This is a genomic window from Bosea sp. (in: a-proteobacteria) (assembly GCA_023910605.1).
Taxonomy (GTDB): Bacteria; Pseudomonadota; Alphaproteobacteria; order Rhizobiales; family Beijerinckiaceae; genus Allobosea.
Genome location: JAAVVV010000001.1, coordinates 3,244,290 through 3,264,370, shown reverse-complemented (window position 1 = coordinate 3,264,370; position 20,081 = coordinate 3,244,290). Strand labels below are relative to the sequence as shown.

Below are 20,081 nucleotides of genomic sequence, written 5' to 3'. Positions count from 1 at the left end.
CCATGGTCGGAGCTTTCGAACAGACACTTCTGGCGCTGATGATGGGCGTCATCATGCTCGGCATGGGCGCGGCCCTGACTCCTCAGGACTTCAAGAGTTCGCTGCGCAGGCCCTTCGGCCTCTTCATCGGGCTTGTCTCGCAATACGGCTTCCTGCCGCTGATCGGCTTCACGCTGGCGCTGCTGCTGCCGCTCACCCCTGAAGTGAAGATCGGGCTGATCATCATGTCGTGCATGCCCGGGGGGACCACGTCCAATATCTTCACCTACTTCGCCAAGGGCAACCTGGCCCTGTCGATGCTGATGACCGTGAACTCCACAGTGTTCGGCGTGGTGCTCATCCCGCTGCTGATCGTGGTCTACGCGACGGGGCTGGGCATCTCCGTGCCTGCCGACAACATCGTGCGCACGCTGGTCATCCTGCTTGTTCCCGTGCTGATCGGCATGGCGCTGCGTCGCTGGAATGCCAATGTCGGGGCCATGGTGGAATTGATCGGCGGCGCGCTCGGGATCTTCTTCATCCTGTTCATCATGGTGTCCTGGGTGCCGCGCAACTGGCAGTTCCTCATGAGCACGCCAATCTCGGTGTATGCCGCCGTGATCGGTCTGGGCTTGCTCGGATTTGCCGCGGGCTATGCCTTCAGCGCCCTGCTGAAGCTGCATCCGCGCAATGCGCAGACCATCTCGATGGAGATCGGCATCCAGAACGGGCCTCTCGCGCTCGCGATCGTGGCGCTGAGCTTCACGGGCGTGCAGCAGCAGAGCATCATCGCCGTGCCGGCGCTCTACTCTCTGTTCATCGTCATCAACGCGACGCTGCTGACGCTCTGGTACAGGCGCATCAACGACCGCTCGCAGCAGAAACTGCCCGACTCCCTGCTGTAATGCAGACGCAATGGCAGCGCTGCGGCCCTGCAAGCGCAGCGCCGCCGCAGCGCCTTCAGCCCAGTATCAATAGAATCGCAGCACGCGGACGGGGCGGCGCACATAGACGCGCCTCACCGCGCGGCGCACGACACGGACAGGGCGATGCCTGACGTGGCGCACGGGGCGGTATCCATACTGGCTGTAGGCCTTGTCGGCCTCGTCCGGCATGGCCTTGTCGTCGGCCGAAAGCTCGATGGCCCTGGGACGGTCCTCCGGGGCCGCCGGAGCCGGAGCCGGAGCGGGGGCGGACACCGCCGCCTGGGTGAGGGTCGGCGTCAGGGCGATGGCTGCGAGGCCACCAATCAGTGCGGTCAGGAAAGTGCCGCGTTACATGTCTTCCTCCAGCCCCCGGAGGGCGACCCTTCCCGCCCTTGCTGCATGGACCCTAAACAATTTACGTTGAGCGTCCGTTGAATGAAAGTGCAAAGCCCGATGGATCTGTCCTATTCGCAGAACATGGAGGACATGCACCTCGCCGCGATCTTCGCCGGGGAGGCGCCTGGCTTCTACATCGATATCGGCGGCGGCCATCCGGTGGCGGACAATGTTTCGTTCATGGCCTATCTCAGGGGCTGGCGCGGGCTGGTGGTGGAGCCGCAGGCGCAACTGCACCGGCTCTACGCCGCGATCAGGCCACGCGACACCGCGCTCGATTGCCTGGTTGGGCTGCGTCCTGGCCATGCAGAATTCCATGCCGTCGATGGGCTGCACGGTTTTTCCACAATGGTGGAAAGCAATGCCAGGGGCGCGGCGCAGTTCGGCGCTTCCTACGCCACGCAAAGCCGCCCGGTCACGACGCTGGCCGCGCTCTGCGACCTTCATGCGCCCAGGCGCATCGACTGGCTGAAGATCGATGTCGAGGGCGCCGAGGCCGACGTCATCGCAGGCCATGACTGGAGCCGGCACCGGCCCCGGATCGTTCTGGTGGAGGCAGTCGCGCCCGGCACGATGGAACCTTCGCACGAGTCCTGGGAGCCCCTGCTGCTGGCCGAGGACTACGAGCCCGCCTTCTTCGATGGCCTCAATCGCTGGTATCGGGCGCGCGAGGCCATGGAGCTGGCGCCGCGCATTCCGGCCGCTTATCAGGACTGGGGCACGGTGCGGCATCTGTTCGACCATGGCCGCGCCCATGAGCAGACGGGCCATCCGGACCATGTGCTCGCCGCGGCGCTGGCGGGCCTCGACCCGACATCGCTGCCGCTGGTCGATCCCGCCACCATCTTCGGGTTCCTGACCAAGAACATGACGGGCGAGGACATGGCGGCGCCGGCCGGGCGCGAGGCGCTCCAGCGCTTCGCGCATCTGTGGCTTGGCGCCGAGATCGAGCATTACGAGCCCGGCGACCTCACCGGCGCCACGCTGGAGCAGGCCTTGCGTGCGATGATGACCACCGACATGTTCCGCGCCGCGCTGGGACGGATAGCGGCAGCGCATGATGGCGGCTTCATCATGGACTGAGCGGGGCGGCCGCGACCTTTCCGCAAGCTGCGCCTTCACGGTTCATTAACCATGCCGGCGGCAAATTCTGCCTATCGCCCAAGGCTGCGCGCTGCGGCCCGGGCGGCGCGGTGACAAGACCGCATCCTTACCGGTTTGGGGCGGACAATGAGCGACGCGACGGTGGGCAAGGCGCCGCTGGCCGGCGGCATGAAGATGCCGACCATGGGCCAAATCGGCATCCTGGCGCGCAGACCCGATCTGTTGCTCGCCTTCGGCGTCGTCGGCATCCTTGTCGTCTTCATCATGCCGCTGCCGCCGCTGCTGCTCGACATGCTGCTGGCCGTGTCGATCATCCTGTCGGTGCTGGTTCTGATGACGGCGTTGTTCATCGAGGAGCCGCTCGAATTCTCGTCCTTCCCCACTGTGCTGCTGGTGGTCACCATGCTCAGGCTGGCGCTCAACATCGCCTCGACGCGCCTGATCCTGAGCAATGGCCACGAGGGTCCGCATGCGGCCGGCCATGTGATCGAGGCCTTCGGCGGCTTCATCATGGGTGGCAATTTCGTCATCGGGGTGATCGTCTTCTTCATCCTGGTGCTGGTCAATTTCATCGTCATCACCAAGGGCTCGGGGCGCATCGCGGAAGTTGCCGCGCGCTTCACGCTGGATGCGATGCCGGGCAAGCAGATGGCGATCGACGCAGACCTGTCCGCCGGGCTGATCGACCAGGATGAAGCGCGGCGGCGCCGCACGGCCCTGGAAGATGAAGCATCCTTCTTCGGCGCCATGGACGGCGCCTCCAAATTCGTGCGTGGCGACGCCATCGCCGGCATCATCATCACCTTCATCAACGTCATCGGCGGCATCTTGATCGGCGTCGCCCAGCGCGGCATGAGCTTTGGCGCGGCGGCGACCACCTACACCACCCTTTCGGTCGGCGATGGTCTCGTCAGCCAGATCCCGGCGCTGATCGTGTCGACCGCGGCGGGCCTGCTGGTGTCCAAGGCTGGCGTGCGCGGCGCGGCCGACAAGGCGCTGGTGCGCCAGATGTCGAGCTATCCCAAGGCCCTCGGCATGTCTGCGGGGGTGATGGGCGTCATGGCCATGCTGCCGGGAATCCCCTTCATCCCCTTCGCCACGCTTGCGGCGGGGGCCGCCTATCTTGCCTGGAAGTTCGACAAGGTGACCAGCGCGGCCAAGATTGCGGCGAAGGCAGCGCAGGACACCGCAGCCGGCCGCCCTGCCGCCGATTCGGTCGATGCCTCCCGCGAGGAGACGATGGCCGACATCCTCAAGATGGACGAGCTCAAGATCGAGATCGGCTACGGTCTTCTGCCGCTGGTCAACGGATCGATCGGCGAGGACCGACTCACCGAGCAGGTCAAGGCGCTGCGCCGCCAGCTGGCCGGGGAGTTCGGCTTCGTCATGCCGAGCGTGCGGATCGTCGACAATGTCGCGCTGGAAGCCAACATCTACATCATCAAGGTCAAGGAGATCGACGCGGGCACCGGCGTCATCTACCCCAACCAGTTCATGTGCATGGACCCGATGGGCGGGCAGGTCGACCTGCCGGGCCAGCATGTGCTGGAGCCGACCTTCGGGCTGCCCGCCACCTGGATCGACAATGCGCTGCGCGACGAGGCGCAACTGCGCGGCTACACGGTGGTGGATGCGGCGACCGTGGTGTCCACCCACCTCACCGAGGTGCTGAAGGCCAACATGCCGGAGCTGCTCAGCCATGTGGAGACGCAGAAGCTGCTGCGCGAGCTGCCCAAGGAGCACGCCGATCTGGTGAAGGAGATCGTCCCCGCGCTGATCTCGACCACGGGCATCCAGCGCGTGCTCCAGCTCCTGCTCGCCGAGCGCGTCTCGGTGCGCGATCTGGGCAACATCATCGAGGGCATTTCCGAAGCGGCCGGCTCCATGAAGAACCCGCGCGACATCGTCGAGCATGTGCGCTCGCGCCTCGGCCGGCAGCTCTGCGCGCAGTACACCGCGCCCAATGGGCAGTTGCCCATCATCACGCTCTCGCCGGCCTGGGAGGGCGCCTTCGGCGATGCGATCGTCGGCGACGGCGACAACCGCCACCTCACCATGCAGCCGTCCCGGCTTCAGGAATTCGTCAAGGTGGTGCGCGAGCGCTTCGACGAGGCGGCGCGCATGGGCGAGATGCCGGTTCTGGTCTGCTCGGGCCATGCGCGGCCCTTCGTGCGCCAGATCATCGAGCGATTCAGGCGCGAGACACCTGTGCTGGCCCAGGCGGAGATCCACCCGCGCGCACGGCTGAAGACCGTGGGCAGCATATGAGCCTGGCGCATCAGCTCTTCGCAGCCATCCCTGCCGCGCGCCCGGCCTTGTAGCGTGCGCGCTCGAAGAGCAGCACGACCGGTATCGCCACCATCAGCGGCACGATGAGATAGAGCAGCCGCCAGACCAGCAGCGCCGCGAAGACGGCGGAGGCCGGGACGTGAGGCATGAGGGCCAGGAACACCACCTCCATCACGCCCACGCCGCCAGGAACCTGGCTGATCAGCCCTGCGGAGAAGGACAGAAGGAACGCGCCAAGCACGAGGAAGAAGCCAGGGTGCCCGGCTTGGGGCAACGCGAAATAGATGATGCCTGCCGCACCCATGATCTCGAGCGGGGCGAATACGGCCTGGAGCGCCACGATGCGCGGCGATGGATAGGCGACGAGCGCGCCTTTCAGTTTCAATGGCTTGAGACCGAGGAAGGCGCCGGCCGCATAGGCCGCCGACAAGGCAAGCAGGCCGAGCCCCACCAGCCTCGCGGTCAGGTCCGACACGGCGAACCAGTGCGAAAGCCGGGTCAGCGGCGCAAGAAGATCGGGCGCAAGCACGAGCGCCAGCCCCAGCATCAGCGCGGTCGCGAACAGGAAGGTGAGGGTGCACAGCGTCACCAGGATCGCGACCTCGGCGCCAGACAGGCCCTTGGCGGTGTAGGCCCTGTAGCGTACCGCCCCGCCGGAGACCACGGAGGCGCCGATGTTGTGCGCCAGCGCATAGGTGACGAAGGCCGTGAGCGCCACGTAAGGAAAGGAGATGCCCTTGTCCCGGCCCAGATGCATCAGCGCGATCTTGTCGTACCAGGCCAGCGCCAGATAGGCGAGCACGGCGGATGCGACCGCCAGCGCCATCGCGGCAGGCTCGATTTCGGAGATCCGGCCGCCGATGACCCGCGCGATCACGCCGATGTTGCCGATCAGCCCGCCTTGATCGAGCTTCGCGAGAGCGGCGGGGTCGGTCGCGGCCTCCGCCTTCAGCTTGAGGTAAAGCAGCCTTGTGGACCACAGCACGGCGACGATGCCGATCAGCGGCCAGATGAGGCTCCGGATCCGGTCTCCCATGCGTCAGGCGCTGCGGCTGGAGATGATGCGGGCGATGGCCCGTGGGCAGCGAGGCATGGACGGCTCCTTGAACGGGGTTGCGGATCGGAACAGGCTGGCACATCACGAAACGGCTGGCGACCGCAGAGCCAGAGCTGATGCATGGAGAGCCGCATGATCACCGGCGCAACCCTTCTCAACCTTGACGGCTACAGCGATGTTCCGCCCGGCAAGATCGCCGCAGTGGTGACTCATCTGGAGATGCGCGCCGCGCCCCCTGCCGCCCGCAATGGCGATGTCCACGCGCAGTTGTCGCTCGAACGGATCGATGGCGCCGCTGTCGCGCGCTATCTGTCGATCTATCGCGCGCTCGGGGAGCGCTGGATGTGGTTCAGCCGCCTCGCCATCGCGCCGGCGAAGCTTGGCCGCATCCTGGCTGATCCGGACGTGGAAGCCTTTGTCGTGCAGCGTGACGGGCGCGACTGCGGCCTGCTCGAACTCGACCGACGCGTGGACGGCGAATGCGAGATCGTGTTCCTGGGCCTGCTGGAAAGCGAAATCGGGCAGGGCGCCGGGCGCTGGCTGATGAACCGGGCGCTCAAGCTGGCGTGGCGGCCGGGCGTCGAGCGCGTCTGGCTGCATACCTGCAGCTTCGATCATCCCGGGGCGCTGGCCTTTTATCGAAGCTCGGGCTTCGTGCCGTGCAAGGTGCAGATCGAAATCTGCGACGACCCTCGCCTAAACGGCGTCATGCGGCGCGATGCGGCGCCGCATGTTCCCTTGATCGAAGCGTGAGGCGCGGCTTCAGAGCCGGTTCATGCGCAGGCCGATCGCATCCATCGTTGCCTGATCGCGCGCGCTCTGAACGGCGCGGTCGGCAGTCTTCTCGCGATCGTCGAGGATCTCGACCTTCTTCATGTCCTCGAAGGCCTCGGCGAGCGCGGCCTTGGCCTCGTCGAGCTGGCCCTTGAGATTGTCCGCCGATTGCTGGAGGTTGTCGCGGCGGGTCTTTGCTGCCCTGGCATAGGTCGGATAGGCGAAGTGGCTGGTGTCGTTGATGCCTGAGCGGGCCTCCTCAGCCTTGATCTCCCGATCAAGCTCGTTGGCCATCCGCTCGAAATCAGCGATCATCATCTCGATTTGCGCAACCCGGCGACGCTTGTCGTCAACCTGGAAGCGCTTGAGACGGATCAAGGTCTCACGCGACTTCATGATGGTCCTTTAACTCCCCAAACGCTGGCAACTCCGCCCGACATGAGCGACCCTGCCACTTGAACTGACCTTCGCGAGACAAGGGCATTATGCTCCGGGGAGGTTGATCCTTCGTTACCGGCAAGGCGAATTCGATGCAGGCTCACTGCGCCATGATCTCCGCCAACATCTCGTAGCTCTGCAACAATGTGGACGCCTCATCCTTGCCCTGCCGCAGAAACTGCTCAAGCGCAGGGTTGAGCCGGATCGCCTCGTCGACCTCGGCGGAGGAGCCGGGCCGATAGGCGCCGAGGCGGATCAATTCTTCCATGTCGGCATAGGTGCCGAGCGTCTGCCTCGCCTTCTGCACCATGGGCCAGAATAGCGGATCGGCAGACTTCGGCATAGTCCGGGAGACGGATTTGAGGATGTTGATGGCCGGGTAGCGCCCGCGCTCGGCGATGGCCCGCTCCATCACGATGTGCCCGTCGAGGATGCCGCGCACCGCGTCGGCCACCGGCTCGTTGTGATCGTCGCCATCCACCAGCACCGTGAACAGCCCGGTTATGGCGCCCTCCTCGGTGCCGGGCCCCGCCCGCTCGAGCAGGCGCGGCAACTCGCTGAACACGGTGGGCGTGTAGCCCTTGGTGGTGGGCGGCTCGCCCGCAGCCAGCCCGATCTCACGCTGGGCCATGGCGAAGCGCGTGACCGAATCCATCATGCAAAGCACCTGCGCGCCCTGATCGCGGAAGTATTCAGCAAGCGCGAAGGTCATGTAGGCCGCCTGCTTGCGCATCAGCGCGGGCTCGTCGGAGGTGGCCACCACGACGACCGAGCGGGCGAGCCCCTCATCGCCGAGATCGTCCTGCAGGAACTCCTGGACCTCGCGGCCGCGCTCGCCGATCAGTCCGATCACCGAGACATCGCAGGCGGCGTTGCGCGCCAGCATGGAGAGCAGCACCGACTTGCCGACGCCGGAGCCGGCGAAGATGCCCATGCGTTGACCGCGGCAGCAGGTCAGGAAGGCGTTCATGGCCCGCACGCCCAGATCGAGCGGGGCGCCGACCCGCTTGCGGGCATGGGCGGGCGGCGGGTCGGCCCGGAACGGATAGATGCGCCCGCCCTCGGGCAGGGGGCTGCCGCCATCGATCGGCCGCCCGAAGGCATCGATGACGCGGCCGAGCCAGGCGCGCGAGGGCCTGGTGCCGGGATGGCTGCGGCGTACATGGGCAGGGCAGCCCCGGCGGATGCCTTCGAGCGGCCCGAACGGCATCGCCAGCGCTCGCTCGCCGTTGAAGCCCACGATCTCGCAGGGCACGACGACGCCCGCGCCGATCTCGATGTCCAGCCGGCCGCCCAGGCTCATCGCGCCGATGGGTCCGGCGATCTCGACCAGCAGGCCCTTGACCGCGGCCACGCGGCCGAACACGTTGATCTGGCCGATCCCGTCGAGCGCCGCACCGAGCGCTGTCAGCCGGGGCGTGCGATCCGCGCTCATGCCAAATCGGCCGTGCCACGGCCAGGGCGCGCGCAGGCGACTGGCCCGAGGAAGCGCGGCCTCATGCGCCGCTGCCACATCATCTGAGAACTTGCGAGGGACATTGACTAATTCTTCGCGGGGGCATCCTGCGTAAACGATTCGTTTACCCGCCTCCTTAAGAGTGAGCATGTCAGAGGTGCGGCTGTCCATGCGAAAGCGCCAGCCAAGCCCTGTCCGCAGGCAAGGAAGCCCGTGGCGCGGCGAAATCGGAGGATCGGTCGAAAATCGATTCTTTGTTGACTCGCAACGACATGACGGACTTGCGCAGGCGACTTACACTTTGTTAACCACTGTGTCCGTAGCGTGTCGCGTGGGGTTTTCACGGGTGCGTGATTCGGCTTGAGCTGCCGGTGTGGCGCTTGAGGGACTGATTGATCACGAGCCTTTCCATGGGCCGGAACGAGGACGACGACCGATGCGCGTTCTGCTGATTGAAGATGACAGCGCCACAGCTCAGAGCATTGAGCTGATGCTGAAATCGGAGAGCTTCAACGTCTATACGACGGACCTTGGCGAAGAAGGCGTCGACCTGGGCAAGCTCTACGATTATGATATCATCCTTCTTGATCTGAACTTGCCCGACATGTCGGGTTACGAAGTTCTGCGCAGCCTCCGTGTCGCGAAGGTGAAGACGCCCATCCTCATCCTGTCAGGCCTCGCCGGCATCGAGGACAAGGTCCGCGGCCTCGGCTTCGGCGCCGACGACTATCTCACCAAGCCCTTCCACAAGGACGAAATGGTGGCGCGCATCCACGCCATCGTGCGCCGATCGAAGGGCCATGCCCAGTCTGTCATCACCACCGGCGACCTGATCGTGAACCTGGACACCAAGACGGTGGAGGTGGATGCCCAGCGCGTGCATCTGACCGGCAAGGAATACCAGATGCTGGAGCTGCTCTCGCTTCGCAAGGGCACGACGCTCACCAAGGAAATGTTCCTGAACCACCTTTATGGCGGTATGGACGAGCCCGAACTCAAGATCATCGACGTGTTCATCTGCAAGCTGCGCAAGAAGCTCGCCAATGCGTCGGACGGCAAGAACTACATCGAGACGGTGTGGGGCCGGGGCTACGTGCTGCGCGAGCCTTCCGAGGCGGAAGAGCGCATCACGGCCTGAGCTTAAGCCCCCGCATCACCGACAATGAGCCGATAGGCTCGCCAGAAACCCCGCCTTGCGCGGGGTTTTGCTTGTCTGGCGGCGTTTCGGCTTCGCGGCCCTTGCGGGGGGGGGGGCGACCCGATTGGCGGGTTCAGTTGGAGCGAAGGCCGGAGCCGACGACAACCAGCGACGACGCCCGCGCCCTCGCTGACGCTCCAGGGCGCGCCGGCAGCGGCGGCGTGGCGCCTCGCGTCGGCGCTGCCAAGGAAACTGCCAAGGAAGCTGCCATTGAAGCTCCCATGGAAGCCGGCGGAGGCGCTGGCCGGCGTGGCGGCCGGGGCGGGGCGAGCTGATAGACGCCGCGTGTGGCGCGATCGCTGATGAAGGCCTCCGTGACGCCCATCACTGTCTCGGCGGCGCCCAGCGTCAGAAAGCCGTCCGCCGCCAGATGCCGCGCCAGCGTGTCGAAGACCCGGGCCTTGGTCGGCAGGTCAAAATAGATCAGCACGTTGCGGCAGAAGATGATGTCGAATCTGCCGAGCGAGCCTTGCGGGTTGACGAGGTTGTGCTGCTTGAAGGTCACCATGCGCCGCAGCTGCTCGCTGACCCGCCAACGCTTGCCATCCTGTGTGAAGTGCTTGAGCAACAGCTGCACGGGCAGGCCCCTTTGCACCTCGAACTGGGTGTAGTAGCCCTGCCGCGCCTTTTCGATGATCTCCGCAGAGATATCCGTGGCGAGGACATCCACGCGCCAGCCGAGAAGCTGGGGAGCCATCTCGTCGAGCACCATCGCGATCGAATAGGGCTCCTGGCCCGATGAGGCGGCCGCGCACCAGATACGGATCGTGCGTTCCGCCTCCCGCGCCTTGATGAGGGCCGGCAGCAGCAGTTCCCGCAAATTCCGGAACGGCGCGCCATCGCGGAAGAACAGCGTCTCGTTGGTGGTCATTGCCTCGACCACGGCCGTGGTCAGGCCGGCGTGGCCGGCCCGCACCTGGCGCACCAGCGTGGCAAGATCGGGCACAGCGAACTGACGGCAGACCATCGAAAGGCGGCTTTCGAGCAGATAGCGCTTGTCCGCCGACAGGGACAGGCCCGAACGCTTGAGCAGGAGATCGCGCAGGAATGTGACGTCGGCCTCGATCATGAGCGCGCTCCTGCCTGAAGCGCCGCCGTGATGAACCCACCCATGGACTGGATGGGCAGCACGCAATTCGCCAACCCCTCGCGCACGACCGAGCCGGGCATGCCCCAGACCACGCTTGAGGCCTGATCCTGAGCCACGATCCGGGCGCCCGCAGTCCGAAGCCGACGCGCGCCATCAAGGCCGTCCGATCCCATGCCGGTCAGGATGACGCCGAGCGCGCTGGCGCCGAAGACATGGGCTGCGTCATTGAACAGCACGTCGACGGAAGGTCGGCAGAACTTCACCGGCGGGCTGTCCTCGATCAGCAGGCGTGGCTGACCATCGACCTTGTCGAGGCGCAGGTGCCGCCCCCCTGGGGCGACATAGATGCCGCCCGCCACGAGAGCCTCGCCATGCACCGCCTCGCGCGCGGGGCGGCCCAGCCGGCCCCGGAGCTGCTCGGCAAAGGAGACGGTGAAACCTGCGGGCATGTGCTGCACCACGATCACGGGCAGGCGCACTGCGGGCTCCCCAAGGTCTGCGAGCAACCGGGTCACAGCCCTGGGCCCGCCCGTGGAGGAGCCGATCAGCAGGATGCGCGGCTTGACGTCGAGCCGCAGCGAGGGCGCCGCCTCGCGGGCCTCGACGCGGACAGGCTCGCGCCGCTGCGTTTCGATGGGCCCCGGTGCGGCCGCCGTGGCGGGGCGCGGGCGCTGCGCCTCCGGGTTTGCGCCGATCAGGCCTTCGAGCTTGTGCATGAGCTCCTCGCGGAAGCTGAGCGACATGGTGAGGTCGCGGTTGGTTTCAGGCTTGGGCTGGATGTCCACCGCGCCCAGCGACAGGCACTGCATGGCGAGGCCGGCGCTGCGGGCGGTGAGGATCGGGGCCACGATGATGGAACTGGCCGGACTGGCGTTGAGGATTTCGGGCAGCGCCGTCAACCCGTCCATCACGGGCATGTCGAGATCGAGGATGATGATGTCCGGCTGAAGCTGCGCCGCAGAGCGCACCGCGTTCATGCCGTCGGCTGCGACGCCGGCAACCGCGAGCCTGGGGTTTTCGGACACCCAGCGGCTGAACAGGCCCCGTGCGACGACCGAATCGTCGACGATCAGCACCTTGGCCGATGCAGGCGCTCCATGCGCGTCGGAAACGGTTGCGGAAAAAGACATGGAGCCCTTTGGCGTCACGCTCTGGGTCAAGCTGCCCGGCGTTCTGTCGGCTGCCCCGCGCGGGGCGCGTCCGAATCAGGATTCGACCTGGATCATGCCGATCTGCTGGAACTTCGAGGCGAGGATCTCGCTGTCGAAAGGCTTCATGATGTATTCGTCGGCGCCGGCATGTATGGCGCGGGCAATGTGGGAGATGTCGTTCTCGGTGGTGCAGAACACCACCTTGGGTTCCTTGCCGCCGGGCATCTGCCGAAGGTCGCGCAGGAAATCGTATCCGTCCATCACGGGCATGTTCCAGTCGAGCAGCACGCCGTCGGGCATGCGCTGCTTGCAGGCAGTAATCGCCTGCTGGCCATCCTCGGCTTCAGTCACGCGGACGGAATGGCCTTCGAGGATGCGCCGGGCGATTTTCCGGATGACTGCGGAGTCATCGACGACCAGGCAATGTTTCACGGCCTCTGTCCTTCCAGAAAACGGTCACGAAGCCAGGCTCTGGCTGGCAATGATCTTCCCAAGGTCCACTACTACAAGGATACTGGTTTCAAGGCGGTGAACGCCGCGCGATAAATTCTGCCAATTCTCGTCGATGTGTATCGGGTTGGGCTCCAGAGTGGCGAGGGGCAGCCGCATGACGTCGCCCACCCGGTCCACCAGCAGCGCGAAGGGCTCGCCCTCCATCTCTACGCCGATGGCCATGCACTCGGGGACAGCGCCGGCATCGCCCAGGCCCAGGAGGGTGCGCATGCACAGCGCCGTCACCACGCGCCCGCGCAGGTTGAGCAGGCCCTTGATGGCCGCGGGGGCGAGCGGCACCGTGGTGATCTGGTGAGTGGCGAAGACCTCGTGCACATCCGCGATGGGCAGCCCGAAGGTCTGGTCGCGAATGGTGAGCGTGACGTACTCGAGATCGCTGTCGGCCAGCGCGTGGACCTGCACTGCGCGAGGCGCCGCGGTGTCGGGAGCGCTGCTGGCGATCATGCTGCCTTCCTCGTGGTGTCAGGCAGTGCGCCCAGCGCGGCCATGAGGCTATGGCGATCGAACTTGCCGATGATGTCGCGCAGGCCGGCGTCGACGCTGCGCGCCATCAGCGCCACATGAGGCGCGGAGGCGAGCCCCAGCAAGGTCACGTCTGCGTGCCGGCCTTTGCCCCGCGCTTCGGCGATCACCTCAAGCCCGCCGCTCGCCGGGTGTTCGACATCGACGATGATCGCGGCGAGCGGACGCGCCGCGCCCAGCGCGGCGCGCGCCTGGTCAGCTCCGGCGCAGCAGATGGGATGATAGCCGGCGGCGCGGATCACCGGGGCGAGCATCTCGCGGAGGAATTCGGACTGTTCGACCAGAAGCACATCGCGGCTGCTTCCCGGGGCGGGGCGGGCGCTTGTGAGCCAATCGGGGAAGGCCTGTGGCAGATAGTGCGCGAGATCGATCATCTCCGTGGCGCGGCCGCCAATCACGGCCGAGCCGAGCACGCCGGGCTGTGCGTTGGCCAGTTCGATGTCGGCGCGCGCCTCCATGATGTCCACGATGGCTTCGACGGCGAGCCCCATTGTGCGGTGGCCATCGGAGAAGATCACGAGCGGCTGCAGCCCATCGCGCTGGAGCTCCAGCCGTTCGCTGGCCGGGATGAGCGGCATCAGGCGGCCGCGATACTGCACGAGCGCGCGGCCCGAGACATACTCGATGCTGGCGGCGTCGATCTCCTCGAGCCGCGTCACCAGCGAGAGCGGCACCGCCTTCAGCGCGCCGCCCCCGCCCTGAAAGACGAGGATGGTCTGCAATCCCTCGCCGGCCTTGCCGGCCTCTGCGCCCTGCTGCTCGGCGGCTTCCTCCTTCGGCTCGATGTTGCCGACCGTCCGCGCCAGCCCGTTGGGATCGAGGATGAGGACGACGGCGCCGTCGCCGAGGATGGTGTTGCCCGAGAACAGCGGAATCGCCTTGAGCCTGCCTGACATCGGCTTGACGACGATTTCCTCGGTCTGCAGCACGCCGTCCACCAGGATGCCGAACTGCTGCTGGCCGATCTGCGTCACCACGACGAAGCCGTTATCCTCGGACATCGACTCGCTGGCCAGGACCTTCGAGAGCGAGACCACCGGCAGGAGCCGTTCACGCAGCCGGAGGACGCTGGCGCCGTTCAGGCGTTCTATGGTGTGGCTGGAGTCTGGCCGGACGCGCACCAACTCGCGCACGACGGCCTGGGGAATGGCATAGCGCTGTTCACCAATGGCCACGATCAGCGCCGAGACGATGGCCAGCGTGAGCGGAATCCTGACCACGAAGGTGGCGCCGTGGCCGGGCTCCGAGGTGATGACGATCGTGCCGCCGATGGCGTCGATGTTCGACTTCACGACATCCATGCCCACGCCGCGCCCGGAGACATTGGTCACGGCGGCGGCGGTGGTGAGGCCTGCATGGAAGATGAAGCGCGCAACCTGCGCGTCGGTCATCCTGGCAATCTCGGCAGGGTTGGCGAGGCCGGCCTCCTGCGCCTTGCCGCGGATCCGGTCGATGTCGAGGCCCTTGCCGTCGTCTGCGATGCGGATGCTTATCGACCCGCCCTCATGGCTGGCGCTGACCCTGATGCGGCCGATCTCGGGCTTGCCGGCGCGCATGCGCTCCGTGGGGAGCTCAATGCCGTGATCGGCGGCGTTGCGCACCAAATGGGTGAGCGGGTCCTTGATCTGCTCGAGGACCTGCCGGTCCAGCTCGGTGTTGGCGCCTTCGAGGATCAGCTCGATCTTCTTGCCAAGCTCCGCAGACAGGTCGCGGATCATGCGCGGCAGCTTGTTCCAGGCATTGCCGATGGGCTGCATCCGCGTCTTCATCACGTTGTCCTGCAGCTCGGCCGTGATGTGGGATAGCCGCTGGAGCGTCGCCTTGAAGGAGGCGTCGTCGTCGGTGCGCCTCGCGATCTCGAGCAGCTGGTTGCGGGTCAGCACCAGTTCCGACACCATGGTCATCAGGTGCTCGAGCGTGCCCACCTGCACGCGGATCGTCTGCGCTGCGATGCGCGAATCCGGTGCTTCATCCACGCTGCGCTCCGGCAGGGCCGGGGCCGGGGCTGGCGAAGCGGGCGCGGCAGATGCGGAAGCCATCACGGGAGCCGGGGCTGCCGGGGCGAAAACGCTCTCGTCCGGGCCTTCCGCTTCGAGAAAGGCGCGCTCAAGCTCATCGAGCGAAACCTCGTCGGGCTTGAGAGGGCGCGACAGCTTTGCGGTGGCCGGCTTCAGCGCGGCGCTGATCGCCTCAAGCTCGGCGATCAGGTCATCATCATTGCCGGCAGGCTCCGCGCCGCTGCGCTCCAGGCCGCCGAGGATCATCTTGATGCGGTCGATCGAGGCCAGGATCAGCGTCACCGCCTCTGGCGTGACGGGCACTCCGTCACGCAACTGGCCCAGCAGCGTCTCGCCGGAATGGGCGAGCCTTTCCAGCCGGTGCAGGCCGAGAAATCCGCATGTGCCCTTGATCGTGTGCACGAGCCGGAAGATGTTGCGCACGATCTGGTCGTTCGATGGATCGATCTCGAACTCGATCATCTGCCTGTCGACAGTGTCGAGGTGCTCGTGCGACTCCGTCAGGAACTCTTGAAGCAGGTCGTCCATGATCGACGATCGACACCACGCATGTTACTCGTGGCCGGACCATCGCGAAGAAGGGTGAATGATCAGTTGATTTCGGCCCGCAGCAGGCAAGAAAACCGGGTCCGTTCCCTTCAGCCGCGACCGTCATCGCCTCCACGCGGGGGCGCGCCGCACCCGCGCCGCCGGCACGGCGTCAGTCTGCCCTGCAAGCCCTGATCGTGACCACGTCGCCAGCGATGGCGAGGCTGACGCTCATGTTGGCGGCCCGCGCGATCTGTCCGGCGTAATAGGACTGGATGGCATGGGCATCGACCACGCCATTCTGGGCCCGGCCTGCCAGCAGATCCTCGGCATTATGCGGCATGCGGGCATTGATGCCGGCTGCGCTGATGGTGAAGTCGCCCTGCTCGCCGTCAAGCGTGCCGGTGACTGTCAGCACGCCGCCGCGCGGAATGGCGTGGGTGGCCACCATGACGAGGTTGAGCACGAGCTTCACCTGGTTCTTGGGTAGCAGGGCGCGGGGAACCTGCCAGTCGATCTTGATCTTCTCGTCGGCGAAAAAGGCCTGGGCCACGTTGCCGGCGTCGCCGGTGTCGATCATGGCTCCGGCAGAGCCTGCTGCCCCAAACGCGATGCGGGCGAACTGCAGCCGCGCCGAAGCCTGGCGTGAGCTCTTGCGCACCAGATCGATGGCGAATTCCTTCATCGAGGCGTCGCCGGTGTCATAAAGCTCGATGCCGTTGACGATGGCGCCGACCGGGCTGATGACGTCGTGGCAGACCCGGCTGCACAGCAGGCTGGCGAGGTCGAGCCCGTCGAGCGTGACGGCAAGGGCCGGCGCGGAAGCTTCAGTCATTCGCGGACCTTTCCAGAAACAGACACGAATCAGTTTATCGAGCGTCCTTGGGTCTAGCCGCCCCGCCCGGGGTTGCAAAGCAGCCCGACAGGAAACCACCCACCGCCATGCCGATCAGGCCGCCGCATTCCCTGAAACCCTTCGATCTTTCGCGCGACGAACTGGCACAACGCCTTTTCCAGGCGGCGCGCGCCGGCGCGCAGGCGCTGATGCGCCATTGGGGCGGCGATGTCCGCTCCACGCTCAAGGCCGACGGCTCCCCTGTCTCGGAGGCCGATCACGCAGCCGATGCCGCTGTGCGCGAGGCGCTTGCCCGCCTCGGACTTGATGCCCCGCTGGTCAGCGAGGAGAGCGATGAAGCGCCCGGCGCAGATTGCGAGAGCTTCCTGATGCTCGATCCGCTCGATGGGACGAAGGACTTCCTCGCCCATACGGAGGAATTCTGCGTCTGCCTCGCGGCCATCCATCGGGGACGGGCCATTGCCGGGGCCATCGTCGCGCCCGCAATGCGGCGCGCATGGTTCGCCGGGGAGACTTGCCATGGCGCCGATCTGGACCATGAGGCGGCGCCCATCGGCGCGCCCCGGCTGCTCTCGGCTCGCGCGCCAGAGCCGGGCGCGTCGCTGCGCGCCCTGGTCAGCCGCCGCCATGGCGATCCGCGCTCCCTGGCGGCGCTGGCAGCCTGCGGCGTCGGCGCAACCACCTGCACGTCCTCGGCGATCAAGTTCGGCCTGCTGGCCGAGGGGCAGGCCGACATCCATGTCCGTCATGGCCGCACCATGGCCTGGGACATCGCCGCCGGCGACGCCATCCTCTCGGCTGCGGGCGGGCTCGTGCGCGCCGTTGACGGCGCGCCCCTGCGCTATGACGGACCGGGAGGTGACTTCTCCAACCCCCCATTCGTCGCGGTGGCGCGCGAGGGCTTGCTCGGGCGCGTGCTGGAAGCTGTTCAGCGCGCGGGCTAGCTTGACGGTTCAGCGTGCCAGTTCACGCTTGATCGTGGGCCAAAGCTCGTAGGCCTGCGCCAGGATCTGGGGCGATGCGGCGAATTTCTCGCGTGCTGCCCTGTCGCGGAACAACAGCAGCCGGCCACCCTCGATGATGAACTGGTCCGGCCTGGTTTCCACGGCCTTGCCGCGGGCCACGGCCACCGCGTCGTAGCCGCCGAAAGCGGGCATGTAGGCATAAGGGTTAAAGCGGAAGGCGTCGCGGTTGGCGGCATTGGCGAAGCGCCAGACCACGCCCTCATGGAGCCATTCATGACGCTCCTTGCCGCTCACCGCGCGACCCTCGGCAAAGTAGGCCACCGGATCAAATCCGTGCAGGGCGATGCCGGCGCTGTTCTGCACAGTCAGATCGCCAAGATCGGGAAGCCTTGGCACAGACGGGATCGCCGCGACCCAGCCTGACGGGGCGGGCGAAGCGGCCGATGCCGGGGTGGCGGCGGCAAAGCCAAGGCTGAGCGCCGCCAGCAGCGCGCGCAGCATGGCAAAGCTCTGGCGTCGCCTTGCAATGGCCGTCATCGCAGTTGATCCTTCGTGTCATGATTCGAGGCCTCCGCAGATGGGGCCCGTCAGGGTGGGCACCATAGGCATCGAGAGTATCCGGAACGTTGATGCATACGTTAGGATTGGAGGGATCGTTGTCCATGAGATGGCCCTGGAAGCAGCCGGGAAGTCTGGCTCTGTCGTGCCGCGCGATGGCTGCTGCGTTTCTGGCTGGCCTGATGTGGCTGGCGCCCGCCCAGCCTGCATCGGCCCAGCAAGGTGACGGCAGCACTTTCAAGCCCGAGGAACTGGTCGGCTCGGGCCACAAGTTCTTCGGAAATGTGTCGCGCGGGCTCGCGCTTGCGGTTGAGGAAGCCGTGCGGCGCTGGGGCGAGCCCAATGGCTACATCCTGGGCCAGGAAGGCTCCGGCGCCTTCGTGGCCGGCTTGCGCTTTGGCGAAGGCACGCTCTACACGCGCAATGCCGGCGACCGGAAGGTGTTCTGGCAGGGTCCTTCGCTGGGATTCGACTTTGGCGGCGATGGCGCGCGCACGATGATGCTGATCTACAACATGCCGCGCACCGAGGCGATCTACCAGCGCTTCGGCGGGGTGGACGGCTCGGTGTATTTCGTGGCCGGCTTCGGCTTCACCGCGCTGACGGCGGGCGATGGCGTCACCGTAGTGCCGATCCGCAGCGGCGTCGGCGCGCGGCTGGGCGTCAATGTCGGCTACCTGAAGTTCACGCCGCAATCGACCTGGAATCCATTCTGAGGGGCACGGCGGCGGCCTGCATGGGGCGGTTGAAGTAGCGCGCGGCGCGGTCATATCTGGTTTTTGACCTTGCGTCATGGCATGATGCCGTCTCGTTGGCGCTGCCGAGGACCTGTCGTGATCGAAGTTGTCATGTTGGCCGCGCTCGGCTTTCTGGGCGCCACGGTGATCTGGCTGATCACCTTGCCGGCGATCAGTCGCAGGGCCGACCGGCTGGCCCGGCGGAGGGCGGAACTCAGCTTCCCGCTTTCGGTGGACGAGATCGCGGCCGAGCGTGACCATCTCAGGGCCACCTTCGCCGTGCGCGAGCGCGAGCTGGAACGGAAGGCCGAGCGCAGCCAGACAGAGCGCGCGTCCGCTCTTGCGGCTGCCGGAGCCCGCGATATGGCGATAGCGGAGCTCAAGACCACGCTGGCCGTGCGCGAGGTGATGATCGCCGACCGCGATGCGGGACTGGCGACGCTCGACGCCGATCTCGACGCGACCCGGGCGGCGCTGGCGAGCGAGAGCACGCAGCATGTCGCCACCCAGCGCGATCTTGCCACGCGCGGGCACTTGCTCTCGGAGCGTGACCGCGAGGTCGCGGCTCTCATGGTCGAGCGATCGGATCTCCGCGCCACGCTGGCGGCCCGCATCCAGGACCTTGACGAGGCCACGGCCTGCGGCGAGCGGCTCGACGCCGAACTGGCCTCGAAGCAGGCTGCGCTGGAAGCTCTGGAAACGGCCCATGCTGCGCTCAACCTTGAAAAGGACCGCCTGAGGCTCGCACTGGCCCAGGGCGAGATGCTGGCGATGAACGATGCGGCCCGCATCGCTGAACTGGATGCAATGGTGACTGAGCTCACCGCCGCGCTGTCAGGCGAGCAAGGCGGCCACGCCGCCACGCGCGCGGCCTTCGAGCGCCGGGGCAGCGAACTTGCGGCGCTCGTCGCCGAGCGCAACAGCCTGCGCGTGCGCCTCAAAGCCAGCGAGGATGCGGCTGCGCGCCTCGACCAGATGCTGAATGACACGCGTCAGGCGAGATCCACGGCCGAGCAGTCCGGCGCTGCGGCGCGCCAGGAAGCCGAGGCCATCGGATCGCGTCTACGCGAAGTGACCGCAGATAAGGCGCGGCTTGAGGCAGAGGCCGCCAGCGCCCGGCGTGAGCGCGACCTGCGGATCGAAGCCTTGCGCGGCGACCTGGATGCGGAGCAGGCAGAGGCGGGGAAGGTCCGGGCGCAGCGCGCGGCGCTGGCTGATGAGCTTGGGGCGCTGCGTCGCGAGACGGAGCGCGCGGCCCAGCGCATGGATGCAGAGAACGCGAGGCTGCGCGCCGAGATCAGCCATGTGGCGGAACAGTTCCTGAAGCTACGCAGCGGCTCCGCCCTGCGGCTCGCGCCTGAGCATGACGGCGTTGGGGCGGCTCGCTCGCTCGATGCCGCTTCGGCTCCGCAAGACCATGCCCAGCCGAGGCAAAAGGTCGCATTCAGCAAACCGCTCTCGCTCCCCCCGGTGCCGGACGCTGCGGTGGAATAGGCGGCTAAGCCGGCTTGTGAAGCGGCCGATCC

At 66.6% G+C, this 20,081-nt stretch carries 18 protein-coding genes and 1 pseudogene; 8 read left to right on the top strand and 11 right to left on the bottom strand.

Annotated features, from left to right (window positions below; translation table 11 throughout):
* The first annotated feature begins 2 nt into the window (after positions 1–2).
* Positions 3–884, top strand: coding sequence for a transporter (locus tag HEQ16_15750; GenBank protein MCO4055470.1), 882 nt, complete (start codon positions 3–5; stop codon positions 882–884).
* A gap of 66 nt (positions 885–950) precedes the next feature.
* On the opposite strand, the gene HEQ16_15745 is transcribed toward HEQ16_15750, so the two are convergent.
* Entirely contained in the window at positions 951–1,178 is a 228-nt protein-coding gene (locus HEQ16_15745; GenBank protein ID MCO4055469.1) for a hypothetical protein, read from the bottom strand.
* Between the two features lie 162 nt (positions 1,179–1,340).
* Here HEQ16_15745 and HEQ16_15740 point away from each other — a divergent pair, with 162 nt between their 5' ends.
* The gene (locus HEQ16_15740) at positions 1,341–2,384 is read left to right on the top strand and encodes an FkbM family methyltransferase (GenBank protein MCO4055468.1); all 1,044 of its coding nucleotides are present in this window, start codon (positions 1,341–1,343) and stop codon (positions 2,382–2,384) included.
* A gap of 147 nt (positions 2,385–2,531) precedes the next feature.
* Entirely contained in the window at positions 2,532–4,673 is a 2,142-nt protein-coding gene (gene flhA / locus HEQ16_15735) for a flagellar biosynthesis protein FlhA (protein ID MCO4055467.1), read from the top strand.
* 10 nt (positions 4,674–4,683) lie between these two features.
* Here the strand turns inward: flhA and HEQ16_15730 are convergent, their stop codons facing one another.
* Positions 4,684–5,730: a UPF0104 family protein gene (locus HEQ16_15730; GenBank protein ID MCO4055466.1), complete on the bottom strand. Its 1,047-nt coding sequence runs from the start codon at positions 5,728–5,730 to the stop codon at positions 4,684–4,686.
* A 153-nt stretch (positions 5,731–5,883) separates the two neighbouring features.
* Between HEQ16_15730 and HEQ16_15725 the strand changes: the two genes are divergently transcribed.
* Complete coding sequence (locus tag HEQ16_15725; protein MCO4055465.1) at positions 5,884–6,504, top strand: GNAT family N-acetyltransferase; 621 nt, start codon at positions 5,884–5,886, stop codon at positions 6,502–6,504.
* A gap of 9 nt (positions 6,505–6,513) precedes the next feature.
* On the opposite strand, the gene fliJ is transcribed toward HEQ16_15725, so the two are convergent.
* Together fliJ and fliI are read right to left on the bottom strand one after the other, a co-directional pair.
* The gene (gene fliJ / locus HEQ16_15720) at positions 6,514–6,921 is read right to left on the bottom strand and encodes a flagellar export protein FliJ (GenBank protein MCO4055464.1); all 408 of its coding nucleotides are present in this window, start codon (positions 6,919–6,921) and stop codon (positions 6,514–6,516) included.
* 142 nt (positions 6,922–7,063) lie between these two features.
* Positions 7,064–8,398: a flagellar protein export ATPase FliI gene (fliI, locus tag HEQ16_15715; protein MCO4055463.1), complete on the bottom strand. Its 1,335-nt coding sequence runs from the start codon at positions 8,396–8,398 to the stop codon at positions 7,064–7,066.
* Between the two features lie 457 nt (positions 8,399–8,855).
* Here fliI and HEQ16_15710 point away from each other — a divergent pair, with 457 nt between their 5' ends.
* Positions 8,856–9,557 carry a response regulator transcription factor gene (locus HEQ16_15710; GenBank protein ID MCO4055462.1) on the top strand — a complete coding sequence of 234 codons (702 nt, stop codon included), beginning with the start codon at positions 8,856–8,858 and terminating at the stop codon, positions 9,555–9,557.
* Between the two features lie 133 nt (positions 9,558–9,690).
* Here HEQ16_15710 and HEQ16_15705 read toward each other — a convergent pair whose 3' ends face one another.
* The 6 genes from HEQ16_15705 to HEQ16_15680 form a co-directional block, all read right to left on the bottom strand.
* On the bottom strand, positions 9,691–10,686 hold the full coding sequence (locus tag HEQ16_15705; GenBank protein ID MCO4055461.1) for a protein-glutamate O-methyltransferase CheR: 996 nt from the start codon (positions 10,684–10,686) through the stop codon (positions 9,691–9,693).
* Positions 10,683–11,837 (bottom strand): chemotaxis-specific protein-glutamate methyltransferase CheB, encoded by a 1,155-nt coding sequence (cheB, locus tag HEQ16_15700; GenBank protein MCO4055460.1) that lies wholly within the window; start codon positions 11,835–11,837, stop codon positions 10,683–10,685. The genes HEQ16_15705 and cheB overlap by 4 nt, the downstream gene beginning before the upstream one ends.
* Before the next feature lie 75 nt (positions 11,838–11,912).
* On the bottom strand, positions 11,913–12,290 hold the full coding sequence (locus HEQ16_15695; GenBank protein ID MCO4055459.1) for a response regulator: 378 nt from the start codon (positions 12,288–12,290) through the stop codon (positions 11,913–11,915).
* A 24-nt stretch (positions 12,291–12,314) separates the two neighbouring features.
* Complete coding sequence (locus HEQ16_15690) at positions 12,315–12,815, bottom strand: chemotaxis protein CheW (protein ID MCO4055458.1); 501 nt, start codon at positions 12,813–12,815, stop codon at positions 12,315–12,317.
* Positions 12,812–15,439, bottom strand: a complete 2,628-nt coding sequence (locus tag HEQ16_15685) for a hybrid sensor histidine kinase/response regulator (protein ID MCO4055457.1) — start codon at positions 15,437–15,439, stop codon at positions 12,812–12,814. The genes HEQ16_15690 and HEQ16_15685 overlap by 4 nt, the downstream gene beginning before the upstream one ends.
* Positions 15,440–15,611: 172 nt before the next feature.
* Positions 15,612–16,274 carry a histidine phosphotransferase gene (locus HEQ16_15680; protein MCO4055456.1) on the bottom strand — a complete coding sequence of 221 codons (663 nt, stop codon included), beginning with the start codon at positions 16,272–16,274 and terminating at the stop codon, positions 15,612–15,614.
* A 107-nt stretch (positions 16,275–16,381) separates the two neighbouring features.
* Here HEQ16_15680 and HEQ16_15675 point away from each other — a divergent pair, with 107 nt between their 5' ends.
* Positions 16,382–17,239, top strand: coding sequence for a 3'(2'),5'-bisphosphate nucleotidase CysQ (locus HEQ16_15675; protein ID MCO4055455.1), 858 nt, complete (start codon positions 16,382–16,384; stop codon positions 17,237–17,239).
* Between the two features lie 81 nt (positions 17,240–17,320).
* Here the strand turns inward: HEQ16_15675 and HEQ16_15670 are convergent.
* A pseudogene (locus HEQ16_15670) lies at positions 17,321–17,761 on the bottom strand (hypothetical protein).
* 212 nt (positions 17,762–17,973) lie between these two features.
* Here HEQ16_15670 and HEQ16_15665 point away from each other — a divergent pair.
* Together HEQ16_15665 and HEQ16_15660 are read left to right on the top strand one after the other, a co-directional pair.
* Positions 17,974–18,534 (top strand): DUF1134 domain-containing protein, encoded by a 561-nt coding sequence (locus HEQ16_15665; GenBank protein MCO4055454.1) that lies wholly within the window; start codon positions 17,974–17,976, stop codon positions 18,532–18,534.
* 117 nt (positions 18,535–18,651) lie between these two features.
* Positions 18,652–20,049 (top strand): hypothetical protein, encoded by a 1,398-nt coding sequence (locus HEQ16_15660; GenBank protein MCO4055453.1) that lies wholly within the window; start codon positions 18,652–18,654, stop codon positions 20,047–20,049.
* Positions 20,050–20,081 lie beyond the last annotated feature (32 nt).